At 31.3% G+C, this 25,914-nt stretch carries 23 protein-coding genes; 9 read left to right on the top strand and 14 right to left on the bottom strand.

What is annotated here, in order from left to right:
* Positions 1-160: 160 nt before the first annotated feature.
* The 6 genes from NQQ59_RS12985 (at position 161) to NQQ59_RS12960 (ending at position 7,418) form a co-directional block, all read left to right on the top strand.
* Positions 161-2,332, top strand: coding sequence for a S9 family peptidase (locus NQQ59_RS12985; protein WP_144215681.1), 2,172 nt, complete (start codon positions 161-163; stop codon positions 2,330-2,332).
* A 37-nt stretch (positions 2,333-2,369) separates the two neighbouring features.
* Positions 2,370-4,046, top strand: a complete 1,677-nt coding sequence (locus tag NQQ59_RS12980) for a peptide MFS transporter (protein WP_144215680.1) — start codon at positions 2,370-2,372, stop codon at positions 4,044-4,046.
* 2 nt (positions 4,047-4,048) lie between these two features.
* Positions 4,049-5,533: a peptide MFS transporter gene (locus NQQ59_RS12975; RefSeq protein WP_144215679.1), complete on the top strand. Its 1,485-nt coding sequence runs from the start codon at positions 4,049-4,051 to the stop codon at positions 5,531-5,533.
* Between the two features lie 47 nt (positions 5,534-5,580).
* A complete protein-coding gene (locus tag NQQ59_RS12970) occupies positions 5,581-6,048 on the top strand; it encodes a thioredoxin family protein (RefSeq protein ID WP_144215678.1) in 468 nt (155 codons plus the stop codon).
* Positions 6,049-6,263: 215 nt separating this feature from the next.
* Positions 6,264-6,716 (top strand): thioredoxin domain-containing protein, encoded by a 453-nt coding sequence (locus tag NQQ59_RS12965; protein WP_144215677.1) that lies wholly within the window; start codon positions 6,264-6,266, stop codon positions 6,714-6,716.
* 255 nt (positions 6,717-6,971) lie between these two features.
* Positions 6,972-7,418, top strand: coding sequence for a thioredoxin domain-containing protein (locus NQQ59_RS12960; RefSeq protein ID WP_144215676.1), 447 nt, complete (start codon positions 6,972-6,974; stop codon positions 7,416-7,418).
* A gap of 8 nt (positions 7,419-7,426) precedes the next feature.
* Here NQQ59_RS12960 and NQQ59_RS12955 read toward each other — a convergent pair whose 3' ends face one another.
* The 5 genes from NQQ59_RS12955 to surE form a co-directional block, all read right to left on the bottom strand.
* A complete protein-coding gene (locus NQQ59_RS12955) occupies positions 7,427-9,460 on the bottom strand; it encodes a ComEC/Rec2 family competence protein (RefSeq protein WP_144215675.1) in 2,034 nt (677 codons plus the stop codon).
* Positions 9,461-9,507: 47 nt separating this feature from the next.
* The gene (locus NQQ59_RS12950) at positions 9,508-9,993 is read right to left on the bottom strand and encodes a C40 family peptidase (protein WP_144215674.1); all 486 of its coding nucleotides are present in this window, start codon (positions 9,991-9,993) and stop codon (positions 9,508-9,510) included.
* Between the two features lie 15 nt (positions 9,994-10,008).
* Positions 10,009-11,124 (bottom strand): lipid-A-disaccharide synthase, encoded by a 1,116-nt coding sequence (lpxB, locus tag NQQ59_RS12945; protein ID WP_144215673.1) that lies wholly within the window; start codon positions 11,122-11,124, stop codon positions 10,009-10,011.
* Positions 11,125-11,191: 67 nt separating this feature from the next.
* On the bottom strand, positions 11,192-11,461 hold the full coding sequence (locus tag NQQ59_RS12940; protein WP_144215672.1) for a hypothetical protein: 270 nt from the start codon (positions 11,459-11,461) through the stop codon (positions 11,192-11,194).
* Positions 11,454-12,233: a 5'/3'-nucleotidase SurE gene (surE, locus tag NQQ59_RS12935; protein ID WP_186296594.1), complete on the bottom strand. Its 780-nt coding sequence runs from the start codon at positions 12,231-12,233 to the stop codon at positions 11,454-11,456. Before surE ends, NQQ59_RS12940 begins: the two co-directional genes overlap by 8 nt.
* Before the next feature lie 213 nt (positions 12,234-12,446).
* On the opposite strand from surE, the gene NQQ59_RS12930 reads away from it, so the two are divergent.
* The 3 genes from NQQ59_RS12930 (at position 12,447) to glsA (ending at position 16,663) form a co-directional block, all read left to right on the top strand.
* On the top strand, positions 12,447-14,633 hold the full coding sequence (locus NQQ59_RS12930; RefSeq protein ID WP_144215671.1) for a carboxy terminal-processing peptidase: 2,187 nt from the start codon (positions 12,447-12,449) through the stop codon (positions 14,631-14,633).
* A gap of 93 nt (positions 14,634-14,726) precedes the next feature.
* On the top strand, positions 14,727-15,512 hold the full coding sequence (locus NQQ59_RS12925; RefSeq protein ID WP_144215670.1) for a DNA/RNA non-specific endonuclease: 786 nt from the start codon (positions 14,727-14,729) through the stop codon (positions 15,510-15,512).
* A 170-nt stretch (positions 15,513-15,682) separates the two neighbouring features.
* Positions 15,683-16,663: a glutaminase A gene (gene glsA, locus NQQ59_RS12920; protein ID WP_222104917.1), complete on the top strand. Its 981-nt coding sequence runs from the start codon at positions 15,683-15,685 to the stop codon at positions 16,661-16,663.
* 78 nt (positions 16,664-16,741) lie between these two features.
* Here the strand turns inward: glsA and rpe are convergent, their stop codons facing one another.
* The 9 genes from rpe to NQQ59_RS12875 all read right to left on the bottom strand — a co-directional run bounded on the left by rpe (position 16,742) and on the right by NQQ59_RS12875 (position 25,802).
* Positions 16,742-17,404 carry a ribulose-phosphate 3-epimerase gene (rpe, locus tag NQQ59_RS12915; protein ID WP_144215669.1) on the bottom strand — a complete coding sequence of 221 codons (663 nt, stop codon included), beginning with the start codon at positions 17,402-17,404 and terminating at the stop codon, positions 16,742-16,744.
* Between the two features lie 412 nt (positions 17,405-17,816).
* On the bottom strand, positions 17,817-18,680 hold the full coding sequence (locus NQQ59_RS12910; RefSeq protein WP_007804760.1) for a sigma-70 family RNA polymerase sigma factor: 864 nt from the start codon (positions 18,678-18,680) through the stop codon (positions 17,817-17,819).
* Between the two features lie 82 nt (positions 18,681-18,762).
* A complete protein-coding gene (locus NQQ59_RS12905; RefSeq protein WP_144215668.1) occupies positions 18,763-20,316 on the bottom strand; it encodes a hypothetical protein in 1,554 nt (517 codons plus the stop codon).
* On the bottom strand, positions 20,306-20,857 hold the full coding sequence (locus NQQ59_RS12900) for an RNA polymerase sigma factor (protein ID WP_144215667.1): 552 nt from the start codon (positions 20,855-20,857) through the stop codon (positions 20,306-20,308). Before NQQ59_RS12900 ends, NQQ59_RS12905 begins: the two co-directional genes overlap by 11 nt.
* Before the next feature lie 59 nt (positions 20,858-20,916).
* Positions 20,917-22,239, bottom strand: a complete 1,323-nt coding sequence (locus NQQ59_RS12895) for a DUF1566 domain-containing protein (RefSeq protein WP_144215666.1) — start codon at positions 22,237-22,239, stop codon at positions 20,917-20,919.
* Positions 22,240-22,404: 165 nt separating this feature from the next.
* On the bottom strand, positions 22,405-22,656 hold the full coding sequence (locus NQQ59_RS12890; RefSeq protein WP_144215665.1) for a hypothetical protein: 252 nt from the start codon (positions 22,654-22,656) through the stop codon (positions 22,405-22,407).
* Positions 22,657-22,832: 176 nt separating this feature from the next.
* Positions 22,833-23,579 (bottom strand): LytR/AlgR family response regulator transcription factor, encoded by a 747-nt coding sequence (locus NQQ59_RS12885; RefSeq protein ID WP_144215664.1) that lies wholly within the window; start codon positions 23,577-23,579, stop codon positions 22,833-22,835.
* Positions 23,572-25,110, bottom strand: coding sequence for a tetratricopeptide repeat-containing sensor histidine kinase (locus NQQ59_RS12880; RefSeq protein ID WP_257698259.1), 1,539 nt, complete (start codon positions 25,108-25,110; stop codon positions 23,572-23,574). Before NQQ59_RS12880 ends, NQQ59_RS12885 begins: the two co-directional genes overlap by 8 nt.
* A gap of 293 nt (positions 25,111-25,403) precedes the next feature.
* Positions 25,404-25,802, bottom strand: a complete 399-nt coding sequence (locus tag NQQ59_RS12875; RefSeq protein WP_144215662.1) for a hypothetical protein — start codon at positions 25,800-25,802, stop codon at positions 25,404-25,406.
* Between the last annotated feature and the right edge of the window lie 112 nt (positions 25,803-25,914).

Raw genomic sequence — 25,914 nt, 5'->3', positions numbered from 1 at the left:
GTTGCTGCAAATATACCATTTTAAGAGTTTTGTTTAAAATGTATTTCAAAAATGAGAAGTACGCAATCGTTATTTTTTTTAACATTTAACACTTAAAATGTGTATTATGTTTATTTTTTTTACTAAAATTGGGCTCTTTTTTATATTTAAATTAATTGTAATGAGTACAAGTAAAATTACTGTAATACTTTTATTTCTAGTTGCGACCGTTTTTGGTCAACAAAAAATCACTATCGAAAATATTTACGGAGGTGCTTTTCGAGCAAAAGGAATGGATGAATTACAATCTTTGAAAAATACAGACCAATATACTGTATTGAATGTTGATAGAGCAAGCAGAAGCATGCAGATTGATTTATATGATTTTGCAACTTTAAAAAAGGTTTCTAATTTAATTGATACAAAAAATCACCCAGCACTTTCAGAAGGAATTGACAGCTATATTTTTGATACATCTGAAAAGAAAATTTTAATTGCATGCCATACAAATCAGATTTTCCGTCGTTCTTTTACTGCAGATTATTATTTATATGATATCACATCAAAATCATTGACAAAACTTTTTGATTTTCAAATTCAAGAGCCTACTTTTTCTCCTGATGGTTCAAAAATAGCTTACGCAAGAGAGAACAATTTATATGTATATGATATTGCTTCTAAAAAATCTACTCCAATTACAACAGACGGAAAAAAGAATGCTATAATTAATGGTATTACAGACTGGGTTTATGAAGAAGAATTTGCTTTTGTTCGTGCTTTTGATTGGAGCAAAGACAGTAAAAAAGTAGCCTATATTCGTTTTGATGAAAGCCAGGTTCCAGAGTTTTCAATGTCAATGTTTCATAAAGATTTATATCCAACAATCGAAACTTTCAAATATCCTAAAGCAGGAGAGAAAAACTCAGAAGTTTCATTACATATATATGATGTAGCGGCTGGAGCAACTAAAAAAGTAGATTTAGGAAAATATAATGATTTTTATATTGCGAGATTACAATGGACAAATGATGCAAATGTACTTTCTGCACAAGTCTTAAATCGTCACCAAGACAACTTGGATTTATTGTTTGTTGATGGAAATACTGCGGTTGCAAAAGTTGTTTTGAATGAGAAAGACAAAGCATACGTAGATGTAACAGATAATTTAACTTTCTTAAAAGACAATAGTTTTATTTGGACTAGCGAAAAAGACGGTTTCAATCATATCTATTTGTATGATAAAACAGGAAAACTTAAAAATCAAGTTACAAAAGGAAACTGGGAAGTTGTTTCTTACTACGGTTTCGACGAAAAAACAAAAACTATTTTCTACCAATCTACAGAAAATGGTTCTATCAATAGAGATATTTACAGAGTTGGTTTAGACGGAAAAAACAAAACTCGTTTAACTAAAAAAGTGGGAACAAGTGCGGCAACTTTCAGTCCAAACTTCCAATATTTCATTACAACTTTCTCAAGTAATTTAGTGCCTACAACTTATACTTTGAATGAGTCTAAAACAGGAAAAGAAATTCAGGTTATAGAAAACAATCAGGCACTTGCTGATAAATTGAAAGACTATAACTTGCCAGCAAAAGAATTTATTGTTTTAAAAACGGCAAAAGGAAATGAGTTAAATGCATGGATTTTAAAACCAAAAGATTTTGATCCGTCTAAAAAATATCCAGTTTTTATGTATCAGTATTCTGGTCCAGGATCACAACAAGTGAATAATGATTGGAATAATTCTGATGATTATTGGTTCTTGTCTCTTACGCAACAAGGTTATATTGTAGCTTGTGTTGATGGAAGAGGAACTGGTTTTAAAGGAGCAGATTTCAAAAAAGTGACTCAAAAAGAATTAGGGAAATATGAAGTAGAAGATCAAATTGATGCGGCTAAAGTTATTGGCTCTTATCCGTATGTTGATGCTTCAAGAATTGGAATTTTCGGATGGAGTTATGGAGGATTTATGGCTTCTAACTGTATTTTTCAAGGAAATGATGTTTTCAAAATGGCAATCGCTGTTGCTCCGGTAACAAACTGGAGATTTTATGACAGTGTTTACACGGAAAGATATATGCAGACTCCACAAGAAAATGCAAGCGGATACGATCAAAATTCACCAATCAACCACGTTGATAAATTAAAAGGTAAATTTTTATTGATTCATGGTTCTGGTGATGATAATGTTCACGTTCAAAATTCAATGCAGATGATGGAGGCCCTAATTCAGGCTAATAAACAATTTGATTCTCAAATTTATCCAGATAAAAATCATGGTATTTACGGTGGAAAAACAAGAATTCAGCTTTACAATAAAATGACTAATTTTATCAAGGAAAATCTATAATCTAAAACTTTAAAACTTAATTAAATAATCGAATAATATGGGGGAAAATCAAGTAAAAACTGCGCATCCAAAAGGACTTTGGGTATTGTTTGGAACTGAGATGTGGGAGCGGTTCAATTTTTATGGAATGCGAGCTTTATTGACTTTATTTCTTGTAAATTCATTATTAATGAAAGAAGAAGAAGCTTCGTTGATTTACGGAGGTTTTCTTGGTCTTTGTTATTTGACTCCAATGTTGGGAGGTTTTGTAGCCGATCGTTATTTAGGAAACAGAAATTGTATCTTATTAGGAGGATTGTTGATGGCTATTGGACAATTGCTTTTGTTTACAAGTGGAAGTGTTTTTGAATCTAACTTAGGATTAGCAAAAACCATCATGTATTCGGCATTGGGTGTAATTGTTTTTGGTAACGGATTCTTTAAACCAAACATTTCTAGTATGGTTGGAAGTTTGTATCCAAAACAAGAAAAAACAAAATTAGACAGTGCATTTACGATTTTCTATATGGGAATTAACATCGGAGCTTTTCTTGGACAATCAATTTGTCCATTATTAGGAGATGTTAAAGATGCAGGAGGAATTAGAGATATCCACGCTTTCAGATGGGGATTCTTGGCAGCTTCTGTTGCAATGTTGTTAGGAACAGTTCTTTTTTACTTTTTGAAAAATAAATATGTTGTTTCTCCAGAAGGAAAACCATTAGGAGGACTTCCATCTAAAAATGATGCTTCAGATTTTGAAGAAGGAGAAGCGCAACAAGCAAACTTTTCTGGTAAAGCTTTGGCAATTGCAGGAATTGCATTTATCGCTTTAGGATTCTTTTTCCATTATGTTGTAGGGCAGAATTTAATTTACACTTTGATTTATTCAAGTGGTTTGGCGTTAGCAGGATTAATTATATCTGATACTTCTTTAACTAAGATTGAAAGAGATAGAATTTTTGTAATTTACATTGTATCATTCTTTATTATTTTCTTCTGGGCAGCGTTTGAGCAAGCAGGTTCATCTTTGACTTTTATTGCAGATAACCAAACAGACAGACATTTCTTTGGATGGGCGATGCCACCATCAATGGTTCAGATTTTTAACGGATTATTCGTTGTGCTTTTGGCAGTTCCGTTTAGTGTTCTTTGGGATACTTTAAGAGCTAAAGGAAAAGAGCCAATTTCTCCAGTAAAATTAGCTGTTGGATTAGTCGTAATTTCGATCAGTTTCTTTATGATTGCAACTCAGGTTTCTTATATCGGAACTTCTGGTTTGTTGTTAGTTAAATGGTTAATCTTATTATATTTCTTAAATACATGTGCTGAGTTATGTTTATCTCCAATCGGATTGTCATTGGTTGGTAAATTATCTCCAAAACGTTTCGCTTCATTGTTGTACGGAGTATTCTTTTTGTCTAATGCTTCTGGTTATGCTCTAGGAGGAACTTTAGGTTCTATCTTACCTGCAACTGGAGACAAATTTGCAAAAGCAAAAGAATTAGGAATCGATCTTCAAGCTATTTTAGATAAAAAAATAACTCCAACGGCAGAGCAAGTTGCTTTGTTGGATCATCATCAAATTAGTGCTCAAAATCCAATTTTTGCAGGATTTGAAATCCACAACTTATACGAATTCTTTATGGTATTTGTTGTTTTAACTGGTATTGCAGCAATTTTATTATTTGCTTTAACGCCATTGTTAAAGAAATTAATGCACGGAGTTAGATAAAAATGGAAAAGAATATTACTCTCGAAGAAATTCAAAATTTTGAAGGCAAGTACCCAAAGCAATTGTGGTACTTGTTTTTTGTTGAAATGTGGGAACGTTTTTGCTTTTATGGAATGCGAGGCGTACTTACAATTTTTATGGTAGATCAGCTTTTTTTGAAAGAGGATCATGCTAATTTACAATACGGAGCTATTCAGGCTTTTGTTTATGCTTTTACTTTTATTGGTGGTATTTTTGCAGATAAAGTTTTAGGTTTTAAAAAGTCTTTATTCTTTGGTGCGATTGTAATGATTCTTGGGAATCTTTTAATTGCAATTGCTCCTCATGATTTGTTTTACTATGGAATTGCTTTTTCAATTATTGGAACAGGTTTTTTTAAACCAAATGTTTCTTCAATGGTTGGAGAATTGTATAAAGAAGATGACGGAAGAAGAGATGCCGGTTATGGAATGTTTTATGCTGGAATAAACGTTGGAGGACTTCTTGGGGGTGCTTTGTGTGTTTATTTAGGAAAGTACTACTCTTGGCAATTATGTTTCTTGTCTGCTGCAATTGTAATGTTTTTAGGATTGGTTACTTTTTTAATGACTAAAAAATATTTAGGACCAATTGGAGATTCTCCTTTGTTGAACCTAGATTCAAGTAAAAGAAAAGTTCGCGAAATTGCAGTATATGGACTTTCTCTTTTGAGTATTCCTCTAATTTATATCATGGTTAAAAATACCGATTATACTGATTATTTCATGTATACGATTGGTATTGTTGCTGTTTTGTATTTTGCTTATGAATTGTATAAACTAGGGGATGTGAAACTGCAGAAAAAGCTCTTTGCAGCATTTTTGTTCGTTTTTTTCTATCTTTTATTTAATGCAATTTATGAACAGAGTGGAGGGTCATTGTCTCTTTTTGCGAAAGATAATTTAGATAATAAATTGTTGTTTTTTAATATTGATCCAAATATTATCAACAATAGTTCGAACACTTTCTTCGTGGTTGTTTTAAGTCCGCTGATTGGTTTATTATGGATTTGGATGGGAAAAAGAAAAATTGAGCCTAATACTTTAATCAAATTTGGAATCGGATTTTTGTTCTTAGCGGCATCTTTCTATATTTTCTATTTAACCAAATTTTTTGCAAATGCTCAAGGAATAGCTTCTTTAAATGTGTTTACGTTTGCCTATTTAGTGACTACAATTGGTGAGCTTTGTTTAGGACCAATTGGAATGTCTATTATTACAAAATTATCTCCAAAACGATTGTTTGGAATGATGATGGGATTGTGGTTTTTGGCAGCAGCTTTTGGGCAATTATTCGCGGGTAAATTAGGAGCAGAGATTTCGAGATCAAATACGGGAGATACATTATTGTCTAAGTTACAATCTTATACAGAAGGATATTATCAGTTGGCTATTTATTCGCTTATTGCGGGTATTATTTTAATTGTGATTTCTCCTTTGATTAAAAAATTAATGCAAGAAGTTAAATAATTATATCGTAATTAGTTTTTGCATAAATTTGTCAAAATTTCCCCATTATGAAAAAAATACTACTTATTGCTTTGTTTTTAATTGGTGCTGCGAATCTTCAGGCACAAGAGTTAAAATGGTATACAGATGTTAGAGAAGCGATCACGGTGAGTAATAAAGAACAAAAACCTATGTTGATGTTTTTTACAGGAAGTGATTGGTGTGGTTGGTGTATTCGTTTACAGAACGAAGTTCTTAAGACAGAAGAATTCAAAAAATGGGCATCTACTAATGTTGTTTTGGTAGAGTTGGATTATCCAAGAGCGGTTCCTCAGACTCCGGAACTTAAAAATCAAAATTTAGAATTGCAGCAAGCTTTTGGAATCCAAGGATTTCCAACTGTTTTCTTTACAAGTGCAGAATCTAAAGACGGAAGAGTGAATTTTAAAGGTCTTGGTAAAACAGGATATGTTGCGGGCGGACCTTCTGCTTGGCTTACGGTTGCTGAAGGAATTGTGCATCCAAAGAAATCATAAATTATAAATATAAAATAATACAAAGCCTCTCACAGATCGTGAGAGGCTTTTTTTGTTTCGTAAGAAAAAGTTTTCAATCGATCTAGGTGTTTTTACGTATTTTATATTTTATTATCATTAAAAAAACACATAATGTATTTTTTAGGCTTATAAAAATTGGAAAATTAAAATATAATGTTAATTTCGTGATGCTAATCTAACCAAAACCAAATTATATGACTAAAAAACTACTTATCCTACTGTTTTTTTTAGGTTCATTTATGATGCAAGCGCAAAGCTTGGCATGGCGAACAAGCATGACTGATGCTATTGCGATAAGCAACGACCAAAAAAAACCAATGTTGATTTTATTCACTGCCTCAGGTGTACCAGACAATCTTCAAAACGAAATTTTTAAAACCCCAGATTTTGCTGTTTGGTCACGTGACAATGTGATCTTAGTAAAATTAGATCTATCTGACATGAATGCTTCTGATAGTGATCGTGAGCAAAACGTAAAGCTGAAAAATGCTTTTGGAGTTCAGGATCTTCCAGAAGTGTGTTTTGCAATGGCATCAGTTAGAAAGAACAAAACGACTTTCAGTGCTTTAGGAAAAATTGCCTATAAACCTGGAGGAGCTAAAGCTTGGATTGCAGAATCAAATACGATTTTACATCCAGTAGAATAACAAGTACATTTTAACTTTTATTTTAATTTTTTTTTGATCCCTTTTTGCTTTGCAGAAAGGGATTTTTTTTCGTTAAAATTCAAGTAGAGAATTGATTTTTTTTATTAGTGTTTTTTTAACATTTATTAAAAATATTTCCGATTATTATTAATTTGATTTTAATGTTTAGAGAGGTGTTATTAATTCATTAAATAATTCGTTTCGTTCAGTTTTTATACTATTTTAGTTTTATTAACTTAACCTAAACCCAATATTATGCTTCAAAAACTACTTATCCTACTACTTTTTTTTAGTTCATTTTTTGTCAGTGCACAGAATATTATCTGGAGAACAGATATCAATGATGCCGTTACTGCAAGTACAGAAAAAAGAAAACCGTTACTAATTTTCTTTACAGGTCAGGGAGTAAATCCTCAGCTTCAGAATGAAATTTTTTCTTCAAGAGATTTTGAAGAATGGTCTCGTAAAAATGTTATTTTGGTAAAACTTGATCTTTCAGATCAATCGCTTACAGATATCGCGAAAGAGCAAAACTTAAGATTAAAAAATGCTTTTGGTATCGAAGAAATTCCTCAAGTGTGCTTCTCTGAAGTAAGTGTTAGAAAAGGGAAAACCAATTTTAACAAACTGGGACTACTATCATATATGTCTGGAGTTAAATCTTGGATTTCAGCCTCAAATTTGATTTTAAATCCGGAATAACAAAATATTTATAGTTTATAATATCCCTTTTCAGTTGTAGAATGAAAAGGGATATTTTTTTTCGTACAACTGTTTTTCCAGAGGTTTTGAATTGAATTTGCATTTGATCCATCACAAATTATGATTTTAGGATGAATGTTTTGTAGTAATCTGTCCAAATTTATTTTTGGTGTTTGAGTTAAGATTAAAATATCGGGTTTTGGTTTAAAAGGACAAATTGCAGTACTGTCGATAATTAGGATTTTTTTATTTTTAAAATAAAGTAAGTTCTTTGTCTTTTCGACTCTAGTTAGTACAATCGAATTTCCCACAAGATAAGGGTTGATGTTTCTGTTTTTAGAGTTTTTTTCTAAAACGGTATCTCTTGTAAACAAAACAATTTTACTTCCTGTACGTTGAGAGATAAGTGTGTTATTCTTTTCGTTGTAAACAATTAATTCCCTTTCGTTTTCTTTTTGAATTTTAGTCAGTATAAATGATAATTGGACTAAAATTATAGAACTAAACATAAAAACGAGTTTGCTATAATTCGGCTTTTTTAGCCATACAATAGAGGAAATTATAAGGAAGTAAAAAGTGAATAAGTAATAAGAATTGAAACTTATGTCTCTAATTACAAATGATTCAATAGAAGCTACACCATGAATCATTAGATTTAATAAATAGATACTTTTTTCAAAAATCATTGTTATAATTAAAGGCGGACTGGTAAAAATAGCAATGAGCATCACGATAATTCCAGCAATCATAATAAAAGACAAAACAGGAAGTATGATAATATTAGTCACAAAAAATAAACCGGGAAACTGATGAAAATAGAACAAACACAATGGTAAAGTACCGATTTGTGCAGCAAAAGAAACCGTTAATGCTTCCCAGATATAAAGTGTTATTTTATTCTTTGGTTTGTAGATATTTTTAAGAAGGGGCTGAAGCCATAGAATAAAAAACAATGCTAAATAACTTAATTGAAAACCGACATCAAATAGAAAATAAGGTTCGAAAAGTAAGATTAAAAGTATTGAAACCAGTAAGGTATGGTAAATGTTTCCGTTTCTGCGTAAATGATTTCCAATTGCTAGAAAAGAAAACATAACGACAGATCTTAAAACTGACGGAGAAAGTCCAGAAATAATGGCAAATCCAGCCAAAGAAATCAGAATAGAGGTGAGTTTGATTAAAGATCCTCTTTTTGTGTTTGGAATTGGTTTTAAAATAAAAGTGATGAAAAGCATGATAAAACCCACATGTAAACCCGATACAGATAAGATATGAGTGGCTCCTGAATATTGATAATCCTGAATAATATCTTGTGAAATTTCTTGCTGTTGTCCTAGAATTAAGGCAAGTGCAACATTCATTTCTGATTTGCTAAAATTTGATTTTTCAAGGTTCGAAATTATTCTGGAGTGTAATTTTCCGCAGTAATACCAAATGTCTTTTTGAATAGTTTTACGAACTGAAATATCCTTTTTTTGACAATAGATCTGAGCATAGATTTGTTTATTGGCCAAATAGGTATTATAGTCAAATTGGTTCGGGTTTTTAGCTGATTTATTGTGTTGTAAAGTAGTTTCAATCTTAATAATGTTTCCAATTACTAAAGCATTTTTGCTACTATCTTTTTGAACATTGATAATTATTTTTCCGCTATAATTTTTCCCTGAAATACTTTTTATATGAGCAATATAACGGTCACTATAGTCGTTGCTTTTTAGTTTTTCACGAAGTAATAAAACGACAGATTGTGGTTTTTCAAATGCAGATTTATATTGGGTGTAATTGTCTTTCTGCAGATTTTCGGTATGGCTTAAAAGAGTTAAAATGCCCAGAATAAAAGAAAGCAAATATACAGTGAAACCAAATAAAACGTATTTTTTAGAGTTCCTTAAATTCCAATAATAGCTCAAGCAAAATAATGTCGAAAATAATACTAATAGGAAGGCTATCAGTGATATGGAAAAATGGATGTAGTAAGATGCTATAACTCCTAGTATAAAGGAAACGGTAATTTTAACTAAAGGAAAATCTAATACTTTCATGTTCTAAAAGTATTAAATATTTGTAAGAAAAATAGTTAAAATTGTTTTTAATGAACAACCCGATTGACTTGCTCGAAAGAATTTTTGTAGTAAGCCTCTTTTGTAGAGGAAATAATGACACCTTTTGAGGTAGAAGAGTGTACAAATTTAACTTCGTCAGAATTGACTTCTGTTATTAAACCAACGTGATTAATTTGTCTGCTTTTATTGGTTTTAAAAAAAATCAAATCCCCTTTTTTAGCATCGTTTAAAGGGATTACTTTTCCAATTTTAGCCTGTTCAAAAGAACTTCTCGGAAGGGGTATGTTTTCACTTTCAAAAGTTGTGTAAACTAAACCAGAACAATCAAAACCATTTTTTGTAGTTCCTCCAGCTTTGTAGCGAATGCCAATATTGTCGGTTGCTTTTTCGATTAAATTATTAACCAGGTTTCTGTTTTCTTTTTTTGATTCGCTTTTGCTTACAGCCGTTGAAGTCGATTTACAAGAAGTAAAAGCAACGGCTAAAAGCAGAAAAATTATAACTTTTTTCAAAACTCAATTTTTAAATTATTCTTTCAAATCAGCAACAATCAGTTCGGCTGTTTTTTTACTTGCGCCAACTCCGCCTAATTTCTGTTCTAATATATCGTAATTTTGTAGCACTTTATTGCGATAGTTAGGTTCTAATAATTTTTGAAGTTCTTCTTTAATTCGTTTTTTGTTACATTCTCCCTGAATCAATTCGGTTACCACTTCCTGATCCATAATTAAATTTACGAGAGAAATATATTTTAAAGTAATAATGCGTTTGGCAATTTGATACGAAACTTCGCTTCCTTTATAACAAACCACTTCTGGTACTTTAAAAAGAGCAGTTTCAAGCGTAGCGGTTCCAGACGTAACAAGTGCAGCTGTTGCTGAACGCAATAGATTGTATGTTTTGTTCGAAACAAATGCAATGTTTTTATTTTTTAAAAACTGCTGATAAAATTCGAAATCCTGACTCGGTGCGCCGGCAATGACAAATTCATAATCTTGAAAATCATCAACAACACTTAACATTACGCTTAGCATTTTAGTGATTTCCTGTTTACGGCTTCCTGGTAAAACAGCAATAATTGGTTTTTCGCCTAGATTATTTTCTTTTCTAAATGAAGCTTCATCAAATGCGGGCTGATTCTGGATAGCATCAATTAGAGGATGTCCGACAAAATCTACTGGAAAATGGTGTTTATCCTCATAAAAGCTTTTTTCGAAAGGAAGAATAACAAACATTTTATCCACATCTTGCTTAATTGCTTTAATGCGATTTTCTTTCCAAGCCCAAATTTGAGGAGAAATATAGTAATGCGTTTTATAGCCTAATTCTTTTGCCCATTTAGCAATTCGCATATTAAAACCAGGGTAATCAATAAAAATGATAACATCGGGTTTAAACTCCGTAATGTCTTTTTTACAGATTTTAATATTGTTTAAAATGGTTTTTAAGTTAAAAACCACTTCAATAAATCCCATGAAAGCAAGATCACGGTAATGTTTTACAAGAGTTCCGCCAGCCTTTTGCATTAAGTCACCTCCCCAAAAACGAATTTCTGCCTGAGGATCTTCGACATATAATGCTTTCATTAAGTTAGAACCGTGTAAATCTCCAGAGGCTTCACCTGCAATGATGTAGTATTTCATGATGGTTTTTTTGAAAATGTGCTAAAGTTGTATCCCATTAAATAGGGATATGAGCAAAGATAATATTTTAAACAATTAATGTAGAAATTGCTAGTACAATCACCGCTAAAATTACGCCGCGAGCCATGAATTCTTTATTTCTTTTTAAAAGAATGGTGAAAACAGCAAGATCTAAAAGTGTCCCCAGAGTGATGATTTTTCCCATGTAACCATTTTTTCTGATGATTTGAACACCAGATGAAATATCAAAAGTGGTAAAAAAAGTAATAAACAAATAACTGCCTAAAAGCGCAGTAAAAATTCCAATTAAAAAACCGATTCCTATTTCTTTAATCATTTAATTTCCAAGTATTAAGTTGTTGAATAGAGTGATGGGCAGTAAGATCAAACTGAACAGGAACGACAGAAACATATCCGTTTTCTAGCGCCCATTCGTCAGTATCTTCGCCTTTATCTTCGTTTACAAATTTTCCTGCAAGCCAGTAATAATCTTTCCCGAAAGGAGTTTGTCTTTTATCAAATTTTTGAGCGTAATAGGCTTTCGCCTGACGACAAACTTTAATTCCTTTGATTTCTGATTCTTTTAATTTTGGAAAATTGACATTTAAAACAACCCCTGGAGGTAGTTTGTTTTCGAGAGTTTCTAAAGTGATTTTTTTGACAAATGATTTAATCTGTTCAAAGTCAGCATTCCAGTCAAAATCTAATAGAGAAAAACCAATAGATTGAATGCCTTCAATTCCAGCTTCAACTGCAGCGCTCATTGTTCCAGAATAAATAACATTGATAGAAGAATTAGAACCGTGATTGATGCCCGAAACACACAAATCAGGCTTGCGTTTTAAGATTTCGTTTACTGCCAGTTTTACACAATCAACCGGAGTTCCAGAACAGCTGTATTCTGCAATAGCGTCACCATCTTTGGAAATTTTATCTAGAAATAAAGTATTATTGATTGTTATGGCATGACCCATAGCACTTTGAGGTTTATCTGGAGCAACAACAATTACATCGCCGATTGTTTCCATAACGCTTATGAGAGCTCTGATTCCGGGAGCCAAGATACCGTCGTCGTTGGTTACTAATATTAAAGGTTTTTGGATTTTCATTTTATAGGTATTATGTGTAATTTTAACAATTGTAAGATTTTAAAAACAAATAAAGTGACTGTTTATGCATGATACGTCACAAATATTGCAAAATTTGTCAACTAAGGTAAAGAACTTTTTTGCGAATTAAACATTTTTATATCTTTAACAAAAAATTATCGTGACGTTAGCTCTCGTGGCATAGTTTTTAACGTAACTTAGATAAAAAAATTGATGAATGCTATTATAAAGTTTATGAAAAGAAATTATAAGATACTCATAGCCGTATTGTGCTTATCGCTTACATTATTTGCATTTAAGATGAATGCTGATAGGACAATCGACCCGGATCCGAATAGAGACAAGACACTTTTAGAATTACTAGCATTTGTTATTGAAAAAGGACATTACAGTCCAGCAGAAATAAATGATGAATTCTCGAAAGGAATTTTTAAAGATTACATCGAGGCATTAGATCCTTCTAAAAGATTCTTCCTGCAGTCTGATATTGACGAGTTTAAGCAATATGAATTAATGCTTGACGATCAATTTTTGAACAAGGATATCACGTTTTTCAACCTGACTTATACAAGATTGATGAAACGTATGGAAGAAAGTAAAAAACGTTACAAAACGATTTTAGCACAGCCATTTAACTATAATGTTGATGAGACTTTTGATGCTGATTACGAGAAAATTCCGTATGCTAAAAACTTGAATGAGATTAATGAAAGATGGAGAAAACAAATTAAATTATCTACCCTTTCTTCTCTTGTAACAAAACAAAAAATTGAAGACGAAAAGAAGAAAAAAGATGCTGCTTACAAAGAAAAATCTTTTGAAACCTTAGAAAAAGAAACACGTGAAAGCTCTTTAAAATCGTTAGATGATAATTTTAGTGTAATTAAAGATTTGAATAGAGAATACTGGTTTTCAGTGTATTTGAATTCAATTATGACACGTTTTGATCCTCATACTAGCTATTTTGCACCTGAAGAAAAAGATCGTTTTGATGTAAATATCAGTGGTAAATTAGAAGGTATTGGAGCTCGTTTGACTAAGAAAAATGATTTCACTCAAATTGACGAGTTGATTTCAGGAGGTCCTGCATGGAAAGGAAAACAATTAGAAGCAGGAGATTTAATCCTGAAAGTTGCTCAAGGAAATGAAGAGCCTGTTGATGTTGTTGGAATGCGTCTAGATGATGTGGTAAAGAAAATTAAAGGACACAAAGGAACTGAAGTTAAACTGACAGTGAAAAAAGTGGACGGAAGCATCAAAGTAATTTCAATTATCAGAGATGTTGTTGAAATCGAAGAAACATATGCGAAGTCTAGTATTGTAGAGAAAAATGGTTTAAAATATGGAGTAATTTATCTTCCTAAATTTTATATCGATTTTGAAAACAAAGACGGACGTGACGCCGGAAAAGATATTGCTCTTGAAGTAGAAAGACTGAAAAAAGAAAACATTAACGGAATTGTTCTTGACGTTCGTGATGATGGTGGAGGATCTCTTTCTACAGTAGTTGATATTGCTGGTTTGTTTATTGAAGAAGGACCAATTGTTCAAGTAAAATCTGCTGGTAAAAAGAAAGAAGTTTTATACGATAAAGATAAAAAAATCGAATGGGACGGACCATTAGTTATCATGGTAAACAGTTTTTCTGCTTCGGCATCTGAGATTTTAGCGGCTGCAATTCAGGATTACAAACGTGGTGTAATTATCGGAAGTAAACAAACTTACGGTAAAGGTACTGTTCAAAATGTATTAGATTTGAATCAATTTGTTCGTAATGCTAATTACGGAGATCTTGGAGCATTGAAAATTACTGGACAAAAATTCTATAGAATCAATGGTGGTTCTACGCAATTAGAAGGTGTTCATAGTGATGTTGTGATGCCAGATCGTTATGCTTACTTAAAAATGGGTGAGAGAGATATCGACAACGCAATGCCTTGGGATAAAATCGATCCAGCTGATTATAGCACTTGGACTTCTAATGAAAATTTTACTAGAGCTATTAATAATAGTAAAAACAGAATTGCTCAAAATGCTCAATTCAAATTGATTGACGATAACGCAAAATGGATTGATGTTAAGAATAAAGAAAACGTTTACAGCTTGAACATTAATAGTTTCAAACAAACTCAAGAGCAAGTTGAAAACGAAGGGAAAAAATATAAACCAATCTCAGATTACAAAAACAATCTGATTTTCAAGTCTCTTCCTTATGAAGAAGCTGAAACAAAAGCAGATGCTTCTTTAAAAGAAAAAAGAGATGCTTGGCATCAGGCATTATCTAAAGACGTTTATGTAGAAGAAGCTTTAAATGTTTTAGATGATTTACAGCCAAAAGGATTGGTGAAAAATAACAATGTTTCTCCTAAAATGAAAAAGGATAAACTAGTGAAGTCTTAAGTTCGAAATGAATTTAATTTGTTTAAAAACGCTCTATAAATTTTGAATTTATGGAGCGTTTTTTTGTAAGTTTATCTCAATAAAAATAGAATTATGAAAGGTTGTTTAAGTTTGATTTTGATGAGTTTTGCATTGCTTTCTTGTAAAAAAGAAAATGTAGAAATCAATGAAAAAATAAGTAATAATGAAGTGATTTCTTTTAAAGGAAACTCAAATACTACAGACTCTTTGTACACTGTGGCTTATCTTCCTACTTCGACAACCAAACAGATTGTAAAACATCAATATTATACTTTATCGTACAATGAAAAGTTTGAACAGGCAGAATGGGTGGCTTATGAACTTAAAAAAGAATTCCTGAAAAACAACGATTATAAAAGGCCTTACTTTATTGAAGATCCAAAAGTAACAACAGGTTCTGCAGATTGGAGAAATTATAAAAATTCAGGATATGATAAAGGACATCTTTGCCCAGCAGGAGATATGGAATTTAATAAAGGTGCTTATAATGATACTTTTTACACTTCAAACATTTCGCCTCAGAAAAAAGAATTTAATGCCGGAATCTGGAATAGAATAGAGCAGAAGACTCGTTATTGGGCAGGAAAATACAATGATATTTATGTCGTAACTGGCGGAATTGCGAAAGATACGGACAAAAAAATAGGAACAGAAAAAGTTGCTGTTCCTAAATATTTCTATAAAATTGTTTTAGCCAAATCGGGAAAAGAGCACAAAGCAATTGCATTTTTGGTTCCAAATGAAAAAAGCGATAAGTCAATTTACGATTTCGTTGTTTCAATTGAAACTTTGGAAAAAATGACAGGAATTGATTTCTTCCCAAATCTAAAAAATTTGAAAAGCGATAAAAATTTTTAATTTAAATAGTATATTGATTATCTACGCTGTAAGTGTATTGAAAAGAATGTATTGCCATGAAAAATAAAAGGTAATTTTTATTTGCCTGTTTAAAAGACTAATTTTAAACCAAAAATATCATGTCTTACATTTTTCTTAGAATAAAGCAACAAATGTTTTTTGTTGTTCTGATGATCGTTTTCATCACACATCAAGGTTACTCTCAAACAATTTTAACAAAGCAAAATATAGAAAGTGTCCTTACTAATGCCTTTAATAAATTTAAAGATTTAAAAGAAGGAAAAAACGCTGACTATATAAAAGAATTAGCCAATGTTGATCCTAATATTTTTGGAATTGCACTTATCACTACAGACGGAAAGGTGTATACTAAAGGTGATATAACTTCGATGGTCTCTATACAGAGTATATCGAAAGTGTTTACAATGGCCAAAATAATTGAAGAACAAGGGCCTTTAGTTTTGCAAGATAAAATAGGTGTAGATGCGACAGGATTGCCTTTTAATTCTATTGTTGCAGTAGAAATGCATAAAGGAGATAAAATTAACCCTCTTGTAAATCCTGGTGCTATCGCAGCAACAAGCCTTGTTCGAGGTAATGACTCTGTAGCAAAATGGAGAGAAATTATGAAAATCCAAAGCGACTTTGCAGGAAGGCAACTTTCCATAAATCGTCCTGTTTATATTAGTGAGGCTGGAGATAATTTGCGTAATCAGGCTATTGCGCATTTATTGTTAGCTTATGGCAGAATGTACTTTGATCCTGTTCAGGCTACGGATATTTATACGAAACAATGCGCATTGAATGTTAATGCAAAAGATTTAGCAACAATGGCTGTCACACTTGCAAATGGTGGAGTTAATCCGGTTACTAAGAAAAAAGTGGTAAGTCAATCTACAGTAATGTATACGTTGCCAGTAATGGCGACTGCAGGACTCTATGACAATTCAGGTATTTGGTTGTTTAATTCGGGCCTTCCTGCAAAAAGTGGTGTTGGCGGAGGAATGCTAGCAGTATGTCCAGGTAAATTTGGAATTGCGGTTATTTCGCCTCCTTTAGATAAATTTGGGAATAGTGTAAAGGCACAAAAAGTTATTCAATATATTGTTGAAGAGCTTAAGGCAAATCCATATTGGATTGAGCCTAAGTAAAATTAGTATAGTATGATAAATCAAAAAGTCCTAAAATTATTTTTAGGACTTTTTGATTTTATGTTTTTAGATATAAAATTAAAAACTAGTAAGAGTTTTTAACTCGGCAATGGTTTGTGTTGGATTCTCGGCTTTAAAAACAAAGCTTCCTGCAACTAGAACATCTGCTCCAGCTTCTACTAATTGTTTGGCATTTTTGCTTGTTACACCACCGTCAATTTCGATTAGTGTTGAAGCATTTTTACGTGTAATTAAAGCTTTTAGTTTCTTTACTTTGTCGTAAGTGTTTTCGATAAATGATTGACCGCCAAATCCTGGATTTACGCTCATAATGCAAACAACATCAATGTCATTGATAACATCTTCTAATAAATCAACATTAGTATGCGGATTCATAGCAACGCCAGCTTTCATTCCTTCAGCTTTTATTGCTTGAAGTGTTCTTTGTAAGTGTGTACAAGCTTCATAGTGTACCGTTAGTCCATTTGCGCCAAGATCAGCAAAAGTTTTGATGTAACGATCTGGATCGATAATCATTAAATGTACATCGATATATTTTTTTGCATGTTTTGAAATAGCTTCTAAAACCGGCATTCCAAAAGAGATATTCGGTACAAAAACTCCATCCATAATATCGATATGAAACCAATCAGCTTGGCTGTTATTAATCATTTCAACATCGCGCTGTAGGTTAGCAAAATCTGCAGCAAGAACAGAAGGAGCAATAAATGTATTTTTCATTGTGTAGTGTGTGTTGTTTTTTTACAAAGATAATTTTTTTTAACTGGGATTGAAATTTAACCGCAAAGAGCGCAAAGAATTACGCAAAGCACACAAAGTTTTTTTAAAGAATCTCGCAAAGTCGCAGAGTCGCAAAGAGTAATAAACTTTGCGACTCTGCGACTTTGCGAGCATTTTTTCTTAGATTGAGAACTTAGCGTAATTCTTTGCGCTCTTTGCGATAGAAAACTCTTTAGGCTAAAAAATAAAAAACTCCGGTAATCAGCCGGAGTTTCAATCATCAATCAAAAAACGAACAGTCAATCAAACTGTTGTTTGGGGTAAAATTCCAATTTTAAAATTACCAAATTCCAATTGTTACTTGGAATTTGGTCCCGAAGTTTCGGGATTAAAAATTTGAAATTTAATATTGTTATCCTAAGTAAGTTTTAAGGATTTTACTTCTAGAAGTGTGTTTCAATCGACGGATTGCTTTTTCTTTAATCTGACGAACACGCTCACGAGTTAGGTCGAAAGTTTCACCAATTTCTTCAAGAGTCATTGGGTGTTGGTCGCCAAGTCCAAAATACAAACGTACAACATCTGCCTCTCTTGGAGTTAATGTTTCTAAAGAACGTTCGATTTCAGTACGAAGAGATTCGTGAATTAATTCTCTATCTGGATTTGGAGATTCGCCAGAACGTAATACGTCATAAAGGTTAGAATCTTCTCCTTCAACAAGTGGAGCATCCATAGATAGGTGACGTCCAGAGTTTTTCATAGACTCTTTTACGTCGTTAACAGTCATATCAAGTTCTTTTGCAATTTCTTCAGCAGAAGGCGGACGCTCGTTAGATTGCTCTAATAACGCATACATTTTGTTGATTTTATTGATAGAACCAATTTTGTTTAATGGTAAACGTACAATACGAGATTGTTCAGCTAATGCTTGAAGAATCGATTGACGAATCCACCATACAGCGTAAGAAATGAATTTGAAACCACGAGTTTCATCAAAACGTTGTGCTGCTTTAATTAAACCTAAGTTTCCTTCATTAATTAAATCCGGAAGAGTTAATCCTTGATTTTGATATTGTTTAGCCACAGATACTACGAAACGTAGGTTGGCTTTTGTTAGTTTTTCTAAAGCTCTTTGATCACCAGCCTTTATTCTTTGTGCTAATTCTACCTCTTCATCAGCGGTAATTAGGTCAACTTTTCCAATTTCTTGTAGATATTTATCTAACGATGCAGTTTCACGATTAGTTACCTGCTTGGTGATTTTAAGTTGTCTCATGTTGTGTCTCCCTATTTTTTAAAGTGTACAAATGGTTATACGTAAGGAGTATCGAAAAAGTTACAAAAAATAATTATTTTTTTTAAAATTTATATGTTACCCCAGATTGAATCGAGAAACTATAGGGTTTTAGTGAACTGTAATCTTTAAAAGGGGTTAGATAATATTTAAGAATTGGATTAAAATCTAATTGGAATTTGTCATTTAATTTATAAAAGAATCCCATTCCTAAATTTAATGATAAATTCATTTTATTTAAATTCTCAGTAGAACCAATTGCTTCGTTTTTCAAATTATTTGAAGAAAGATAAAGTTGATTTGCATCTGAGATCAGAACACTGAATCCGCTAAAAGCTTCAATTCCGTATGGAGTTTCATCTTTCTTAATTGCATAATTGAATTCTAAAGGAATTTCATAATAGGATATTTTTTGGACTAATCGAATATCTTCATCATTTGCCATAACATTATAAATATCATTATTGCTCAAAACCATATTCTCGTAATTGATAGGAGATTGGCTGTTCAAATGATTGGATATTTTTAAATTTATTTTAGAAAATCCTGCCTTGAAACCATATTTTCCGTACATAGTTTTGAAGTAAAATCCGTAATGAGAAGTTATAGGATGGCTTTTTGAAACATCATCAAAAGACTCATTTATCGTTGATTTCCCTGAAAAGGAGCCAAAAATAGCTGGCCCATAGAAAACTGAAACGGAATATTCAGGTTCATTTTCCTTTGTTTGTTCCGGATATTCTCTTTTAATATATTCTCTTTTAGGAGTTGTTTTTTTCTCCTGTTTAGCAATTATGCTGTCTTGTTTAATTGTTTTAGGATTTTCTGAATCTTCTAAAATTTCTCTCTCTGTTTTGGGTTTGTTATTTTCTGAATTCTCAGTTTTAATCGGCTCGTTTTGTTTAAAAATAACAGAATCATCCTGTCTTTTTTGAATAGTCGATTTCTTATTTTTGGTTTTTGAAATGTTCTTTTTTGGGTTTTTAATTCCCGTTTTAGTACTTGATTTTTTAGAAATTACAGATGTTTTTTTAGTAATATTATTTGCTTTTTTTGAAGCATTCTCTGGTTTTTCTGAAGAATGATTAGGCTTTTTAGAAGTTGTTACGGTTTTATTTTTTCTAATGATTACTTTATATTTTTTTACCACTTCATATTCTTCATATTCGTCTGTTGTGGCTACTAATTTTGAAGATTGTTTGATTAGTTTTTCGGTTCTGCTTTTTTTAATTGTTGTTTTGGTTTCAGTTGAGTTCCCAATTGTTTTTTTTGCAATTGACTTATTTGTTGAAATAATCTTATTTACAGAATCTTGCGATGTCTCGTTTTTAATTTCCAAAGACTGTTGCTTGTCATTTATTGTATTTGATTGCTCGGTAACGGTTTTGTTTTTTTCAAAATGCAATGGTTTATCTTCATTTTGTTTTAATTCTAAAAAGAATACAGAAGTAGCAAGTCCTATTAGTAATATACTGGGAATAAGCCAGAACAAAAGACGTCTTTTTCTTTTCTTGTTTAAATCGCTTTCAATTGAAGTCCATACATTATTGCTCGGACTTTTGTCCAAAAGCTCTAATTTGTCTTTAAATATTTTACCTATTTCTTTTCTATTTTCCATGGTTTGCTTGGTAGTTATGGAACGACTTTGTTGAAGTGATCTTTTCTTTTAAAATTAATTTTGCTCTATGTAAATTAGATTTTGATGTGCCTTCGCTTATAGAAAGCATTTCGGCAATTTCTTTGTGACTGTATTCGTCAAGTTCATAGAGATTAAAAATTAACCGATATTGATGGGGCAATTCTTGTATTAATGATAACAGATATTCTATTGGATAATCTATTTCAGAATCATTAATTGTGATTTCTGGTAGATTATCATCTTTAATAGAGGTAAGAAAAAAAGAATTTTTGTATCTGCTGATCGCTTTATTGATTAAAATTCTTTTCATCCAGCCTTCAAAGCTTCCTGTATTTTTGAATTTTTTGATGTTGATAAATATTTCAATAAAGGTATCATGGAGATTGTCTTCTGCTTCCAGCTCATTTTGGCAATATTTTAGACTTATCACAAAAAGATTTTTATAATAGAGATTATAAAGTTCTTCTTGTGATTTTCGGTTTTGCCTGATGCAACCTTTTATGAGCTGGTCTAAATTCAAAAAAATCAGTGGTTTATGGTTCTTAAATATATGAAATACAATGTTCTTATTTTTGATATTTAAAAGTATCTTATTGCTCTGGCTTTGACTGTGTTTTTTTCAGGTACTTTTGACGTTGTGTTTTTTTCTCCCGTCTTAAAATTAATTGTGCGTACTGAATTTTTATCTGTTTCGGTAGAAGTCCAATAGTTAAAATCGGTTAGTTCTCCCAGATTTTTTAAATAAAGATTTTTATAGATAAGCTCTAATTCATCAATAGAAGGTAAAAACCAATCATTGTAAAAGTTTTGAGTGTATTTTGTAGCATCTTTTGCCAAAACGGTTCCGTTATTTGTGCTATTGCAAACGGAAGGGTTTAAATAATAATTTACCAGATTATCATGATAATTTACTATTTGGGCGGTGTTGTAATAACCGCTTCCCAATTCTGTATTTCGTGCATTGATTATAGATGAATTAGAGCATCCCCATTCAGAATCTTTTAAATCCTTTGCAGCAACTTCAATATAGCGCCATCCAAAACTATATTCACCTTTGTCATAAAAAACAATTCCATTTGAAGGTCCAAAATCACCAATATTATATACTTTTTGAGGAATAAACATAATTTCAAGATTTATGTTTTTAGGAAGCGTTTTTATCAAAATATTAGTCCCTTCCATTTCAATTTCCTGATCAAAACTCCAGTATTTTGCAATTTGTGAATCGCCTTCCAGTTTTATATTTAAATGGATTTTATCGTCAACAAATAAAAAGAACCAAGAACCATTGTATTCTTTATTATTGTAATAGAAAACTAAACTGCTACCTGGATTTATTGAAAATTTACCACTGAAATAAGTATTATCATTGGTCTCAGCATATTTTACTCTCCAGAAAAATTTTGTGGGATTTTCAGTAGGAGGGGCAAATGTATTATTGCAATATTGAATGATATCATCTCTTGTACAATTTTTAAGAGCAATACTTAATTCGGCATTATTGTTTACAGCGTATTTTGTGTTATCTGCCAAAGTTGTAGTAATAGGGTAGCTGATACTCAACGATTGATCACTTGGAAGGTTTTCTAAAACGGTACTAAATTGTGCGTCGCTGTTTATGTTTCTTATGCCAATGATGTTCAGATTCGCATCATACAATCTTAAATTTAACGGATAAATAAACTCAACACATGGTGGTTCTTCTCCCTGTTCTGCTGTTTCCTGAGCGGTTGTCTTTTGTAAGGTTTGATAAAGTTCAGAGTCTTTTTTAATTGGAGCTCCGGCTTTGCCAGAATCAAGTGCGATTTCATTATGAAGGTTATCTTCAAAAGCGCATCCAGAAAGTAAAATTGTAAAAAGCAGAAGTATTGATGCAACAGTTTTTAGTGTGAAATTTTTCATTTTGACGACTTTTTAACTAGGTTTCTAATTAATAGTCTTGTAAAGCTGAAAAGGTTGCGTTTGAAATAGTAAAAAAATTAAAAACCCAATTCAGAATATTGAATTGGGGTTTTTAACAAGCGTGCCTCAGGTTGCAATTGCTTGATTAAAATGGGGGCAAAAATCTTAATCCAAGTAATCTTCAGAAGTATCTAAGATATCGTCAAATATCTTTTTGAGCGATTTTATGTAAATCGGAAATGCAAGTGCTAATACAATATATTCAAATCTCATTACTGTTATATCATCCAGAATTTTATATAAAGAAATAATAATAGCTACTAATGAGATCGTAACTCCAATCCAAGGATTGTTAATTATTTTTTTTGCGAGAGTTAAAAGTTTCATATCGGGTTGGCTAATTAATTCGATTCTCATCTACTATTATTTTATTTGTTTCGGTTGTAAAAGTAATTTCGATTTTTGTTGAAGAATCAAAAAATGTCATGAGTGCCTTTTTTCATGTCATGAAATCTTTTTTTAAAATGAGAAGGACAGAAATTTCGTCTTTAATAGAAAAATCCCCTTTGTTTAAAGAGGATTTTAGAGGTTTGTTAAGATAAAATATTGATTTTTTTTATAAAATCTTTATAAGTATCACTAAGGTTTATTTTATGATTTCCTTTTAAAACAATAAGATTATCGGCTAGAATTATTTCTTCAATTTTATCTGAATTGACGATTGTATTGCGATGTGTTCTGATGAATTTATTTTTATCTAATAAATCACTGATTTTAGTTAGTGAAATTAAAATGACAAATTTTTCTTTTTCGGTAATAATGTTACAGTAACGTTCTTCAACTTCAATGTACAGAATGTCGCTTAAAGATACTTTTTTTAAGGCGTTTTTCTTTTTTATAAATAAAAAATCATTGCTGATTACAGTATCTTGTTCTTCACTCAAGAATACATTTGTCTGTGCATAAAACTTCTCTACGGCCATTTCTATAGCGTACAGAATTTCAAGCTCATTAAATGGTTTCATTAGGAAACTAAAAGGCTTTGTAAGTTTTGCGCGTTCAAATATCTGGCGGTCCTGTGAGCTCGTCAGAAAAACAAAGGGTTTTGAAGCGTTAGGAATAATATTAATCGATTCTGCAAAGGTAATTCCGTCCGGTTTTCCATCTAAAAAAACATCAATAATAATAATATCGATAGTATTTTCGTAAAAAAGTTTTAAGGCATCGGTAAAGTTTCTGGCAACTCCAACAACAGTAAAGTTGTTTTCTAGCAATACCTTACTTAAGGCATCACTTTGCTCTGGTGTATCTTCAATGATTAAAACATGAATATTATCCATTGTTTGCTGTTTTTGGAAAAGTCAGAATCATTTTTGTTCCTTTGTTTAAATTGCTTTCTATGGCTAATTGACCATCATTTTTCCTGACCATTTGCTTACACAATTGTAATCCTAAACCAGTTCCTATGGTTTCAGAATTGCTTTTTTTAGAAAGTAATTCGCTATCAGAAAGTAATGCTTCAATAGTTTCCGGTTTCATTCCGATTCCGTCGTCCTGAATTATTAATTGACAAGAAGCATTAGTATCGTTTTCTGAATAAATGCTTATTTTTCCATTTTCGTTAGAAAATTTAATAGCATTGTCCAATAGATTCCGAAGCACAATTTTTACCGAATCAAGATCTACGAAGATAAAAATATTTTTTGAAACCGAATTTTCGAATGAAATTCCTTTGTCCAGTAGCAATGGTTTATAATTATACTCAATTTGTTGTACGATAGAATATAAGTGTACAGATTCTTTTTGAAAATATAATTGTTTGGTTTGCAACATAGCCCAATGTAATAAGTTATCCAGCAAACTATAAGCGCTATTTGCAATACCACTATTTTGTACAATTAATTGATTTAGTTCCTCGTAATTTTTGGTTTCTAAGGTAGAAGACAATTTTGCATTGCTTGTTTTTAAAGCATTTACAGAAGATCTTAAATCATGGCTTACAATAGAAAATAATTGATCTTTTGTGGCATTAAGTTCATCCAGCTTGTTTTTTTGAAGCAATATGATTTTTGAGCTTTTAACTTTCTGAGCATACACATAAACACCACCGGTTAAAAGTAATAATAACCCAATTGCAGTAAAAAAGAATCCATTACGTTGAGTATTTTTTAGTTTATTTTCAACCTGAAGAACCTTAATTTCCTTTTGTTTTTGAGCAACGGCAAATTTTTTCTCAAAATCGGCAACAGCCCAAACTTTACTTTGGTTATTCAAAGAATCTTTCCATTGTTCAGATTCTTTTCGATAAGTTAGAGCTACCTTAAAATTGCCTCTATTTTCTTCTACAACGGCCATGTTTTTAGCAGCTACTCTTTTGGTATCGAGATCTTTAACTTGTTTTGATAATTTATAAGCATTTTCAAAATAGGGAATGGCTTGAGCATCTTTATATTGTTCATAATACAAAGAAGCAATATTAAAATAAGAATTTATAAGCGGCAGTGTATCCTTACTGTTTTTTAATATTTCTGAATTTTTTAATAAATAATACTCCGCTTTATCAAATTGATTTAAATGAAGATAACAGATGCCAAGATTGCCATAAACACTATATATATAGCAATCGTTATTTTCTGTTGAAGGTTCAAGTACTTTTTGAAAATGAAGAATGGCTTTTTTAAATTCCTTTAAATCAATATAGTTGCAAGCTAAGTAGTTATCGATATAATTATAGAAAACGAATTTTTTGGAGATTAATAAAAACTCTTTATCGGCTTCCTTAAATAATTTTAATTGTCTAAAACTAAGACCTCTTAATAAGTGACAGTAATCTGTTAGATCTGTTTTTTTTGTAGCGCTTAATTGTTTCATCGAATAAACTAAAGTAGAATCCCAATTTTTTGTAGTATAAAAATATTGAGCTTTCCTGAAATTATCTTCAGACTTGTGTTCAAGAGATTTTAGTTTAATTTTAGTTTTTATAACTTCTTCACAATTTTTATTTTGTGAAAAAAGAAAAATCGGAAAAATTAACAGTGCTAAAAATATTAAAAAACTGTTTTTAGACATTCAGATGTTTATTTTGATATTGAAATCATCAATGAAATATAGGTGTTTTATACCTTTTTACATTATTTTATTGATGATTACAGTTTATTTGAATTTTATGGAGTTGTGACTTTTGTCTCAGTTCCTCTTGAAGTTTCAGGGTCAATATCTTTTAAGAAAGAAAGAACTTCAGTGATATTTTTAACGGTTTCAGAAGTGTAGTCAACTTCAACATACCAAACATCACAACTCTCCGGAGTTTCTTCAGAGAAATCGTAGTCAAAAAACATCTGTAAAGTAGTTCCTATTTCTGTAGGTTCTTCAACAGTTGGATTATTTGGATCTTCAGAGTTTATATATAAAGTAGCACTGATTTTTAAAGTAAGCGGTCCTCCTTCTGGCGTATAAAATTTAGCTGAAACTAATGGAGGTACGGGATAAGTAACAGTTTCAGGGTGTTCGAAAATGAAATCTCCGGTATTAATTCTTGTGTTTTGTAAAACGGTATAAGCCATAATGATGGTTTGAGAGTTAAAATTTATTTTTGGAAGACTAAAGGTATTTTTTTTCTTTAAATAAAGTATAAAAATACCTTTAGTTTTTTATGTAATTTAACTCTTGTTGAAG

Origin of the sequence: Flavobacterium panacis, assembly GCF_024649945.1 — a bacterium.
GTDB lineage: Bacteria > Bacteroidota > Bacteroidia > Flavobacteriales > Flavobacteriaceae > Flavobacterium > Flavobacterium panacis.
The sequence above is the reverse complement of the archived record's forward strand: the minus strand, read 5'-3'. Positions and strand labels throughout refer to the sequence as shown.

What these genes read in the sequence shown, in the direction of transcription:
- NQQ59_RS12955 (WP_144215675.1), bottom strand. Translation starts at nt 9,460, where the DNA reads ATGAAAGTATTAGATTTTCCTTTAGTTAAAATTACCGTTTCCTTTATA.
- NQQ59_RS12875 (WP_144215662.1), bottom strand. Translation starts at nt 25,802, where the DNA reads ATGGCTTATACCGTTTTACAAAACACAAGAATTAATACCGGAGATTTC.
- NQQ59_RS12925 (WP_144215670.1), top strand. Translation starts at nt 14,727, where the DNA reads ATGAAAGGTTGTTTAAGTTTGATTTTGATGAGTTTTGCATTGCTTTCT.
- NQQ59_RS12890 (WP_144215665.1), bottom strand. Translation starts at nt 22,656, where the DNA reads ATGAGAATCGAATTAATTAGCCAACCCGATATGAAACTTTTAACTCTC.
- NQQ59_RS12980 (WP_144215680.1), top strand. Translation starts at nt 2,370, where the DNA reads ATGGGGGAAAATCAAGTAAAAACTGCGCATCCAAAAGGACTTTGGGTA.
- glsA (WP_222104917.1), top strand. Translation starts at nt 15,683, where the DNA reads ATGATCGTTTTCATCACACATCAAGGTTACTCTCAAACAATTTTAACA.
- NQQ59_RS12905 (WP_144215668.1), bottom strand. Translation starts at nt 20,316, where the DNA reads ATGGAAAATAGAAAAGAAATAGGTAAAATATTTAAAGACAAATTAGAG.
- NQQ59_RS12885 (WP_144215664.1), bottom strand. Translation starts at nt 23,579, where the DNA reads ATGGATAATATTCATGTTTTAATCATTGAAGATACACCAGAGCAAAGT.
- NQQ59_RS12895 (WP_144215666.1), bottom strand. Translation starts at nt 22,239, where the DNA reads ATGAAAAATTTCACACTAAAAACTGTTGCATCAATACTTCTGCTTTTT.
- NQQ59_RS12930 (WP_144215671.1), top strand. Translation starts at nt 12,447, where the DNA reads ATGAATGCTATTATAAAGTTTATGAAAAGAAATTATAAGATACTCATA.
- NQQ59_RS12985 (WP_144215681.1), top strand. Translation starts at nt 161, where the DNA reads ATGAGTACAAGTAAAATTACTGTAATACTTTTATTTCTAGTTGCGACC.
- NQQ59_RS12970 (WP_144215678.1), top strand. Translation starts at nt 5,581, where the DNA reads ATGAAAAAAATACTACTTATTGCTTTGTTTTTAATTGGTGCTGCGAAT.
- NQQ59_RS12910 (WP_007804760.1), bottom strand. Translation starts at nt 18,680, where the DNA reads ATGAGACAACTTAAAATCACCAAGCAGGTAACTAATCGTGAAACTGCA.
- NQQ59_RS12960 (WP_144215676.1), top strand. Translation starts at nt 6,972, where the DNA reads ATGCTTCAAAAACTACTTATCCTACTACTTTTTTTTAGTTCATTTTTT.
- surE (WP_186296594.1), bottom strand. Translation starts at nt 12,233, where the DNA reads ATGAAAATCCAAAAACCTTTAATATTAGTAACCAACGACGACGGTATC.
- NQQ59_RS12965 (WP_144215677.1), top strand. Translation starts at nt 6,264, where the DNA reads ATGACTAAAAAACTACTTATCCTACTGTTTTTTTTAGGTTCATTTATG.
- NQQ59_RS12940 (WP_144215672.1), bottom strand. Translation starts at nt 11,461, where the DNA reads ATGATTAAAGAAATAGGAATCGGTTTTTTAATTGGAATTTTTACTGCG.
- NQQ59_RS12975 (WP_144215679.1), top strand. Translation starts at nt 4,049, where the DNA reads ATGGAAAAGAATATTACTCTCGAAGAAATTCAAAATTTTGAAGGCAAG.
- NQQ59_RS12880 (WP_257698259.1), bottom strand. Translation starts at nt 25,110, where the DNA reads ATGAAACAATTAAGCGCTACAAAAAAAACAGATCTAACAGATTACTGT.
- rpe (WP_144215669.1), bottom strand. Translation starts at nt 17,404, where the DNA reads ATGAAAAATACATTTATTGCTCCTTCTGTTCTTGCTGCAGATTTTGCT.
- lpxB (WP_144215673.1), bottom strand. Translation starts at nt 11,124, where the DNA reads ATGAAATACTACATCATTGCAGGTGAAGCCTCTGGAGATTTACACGGT.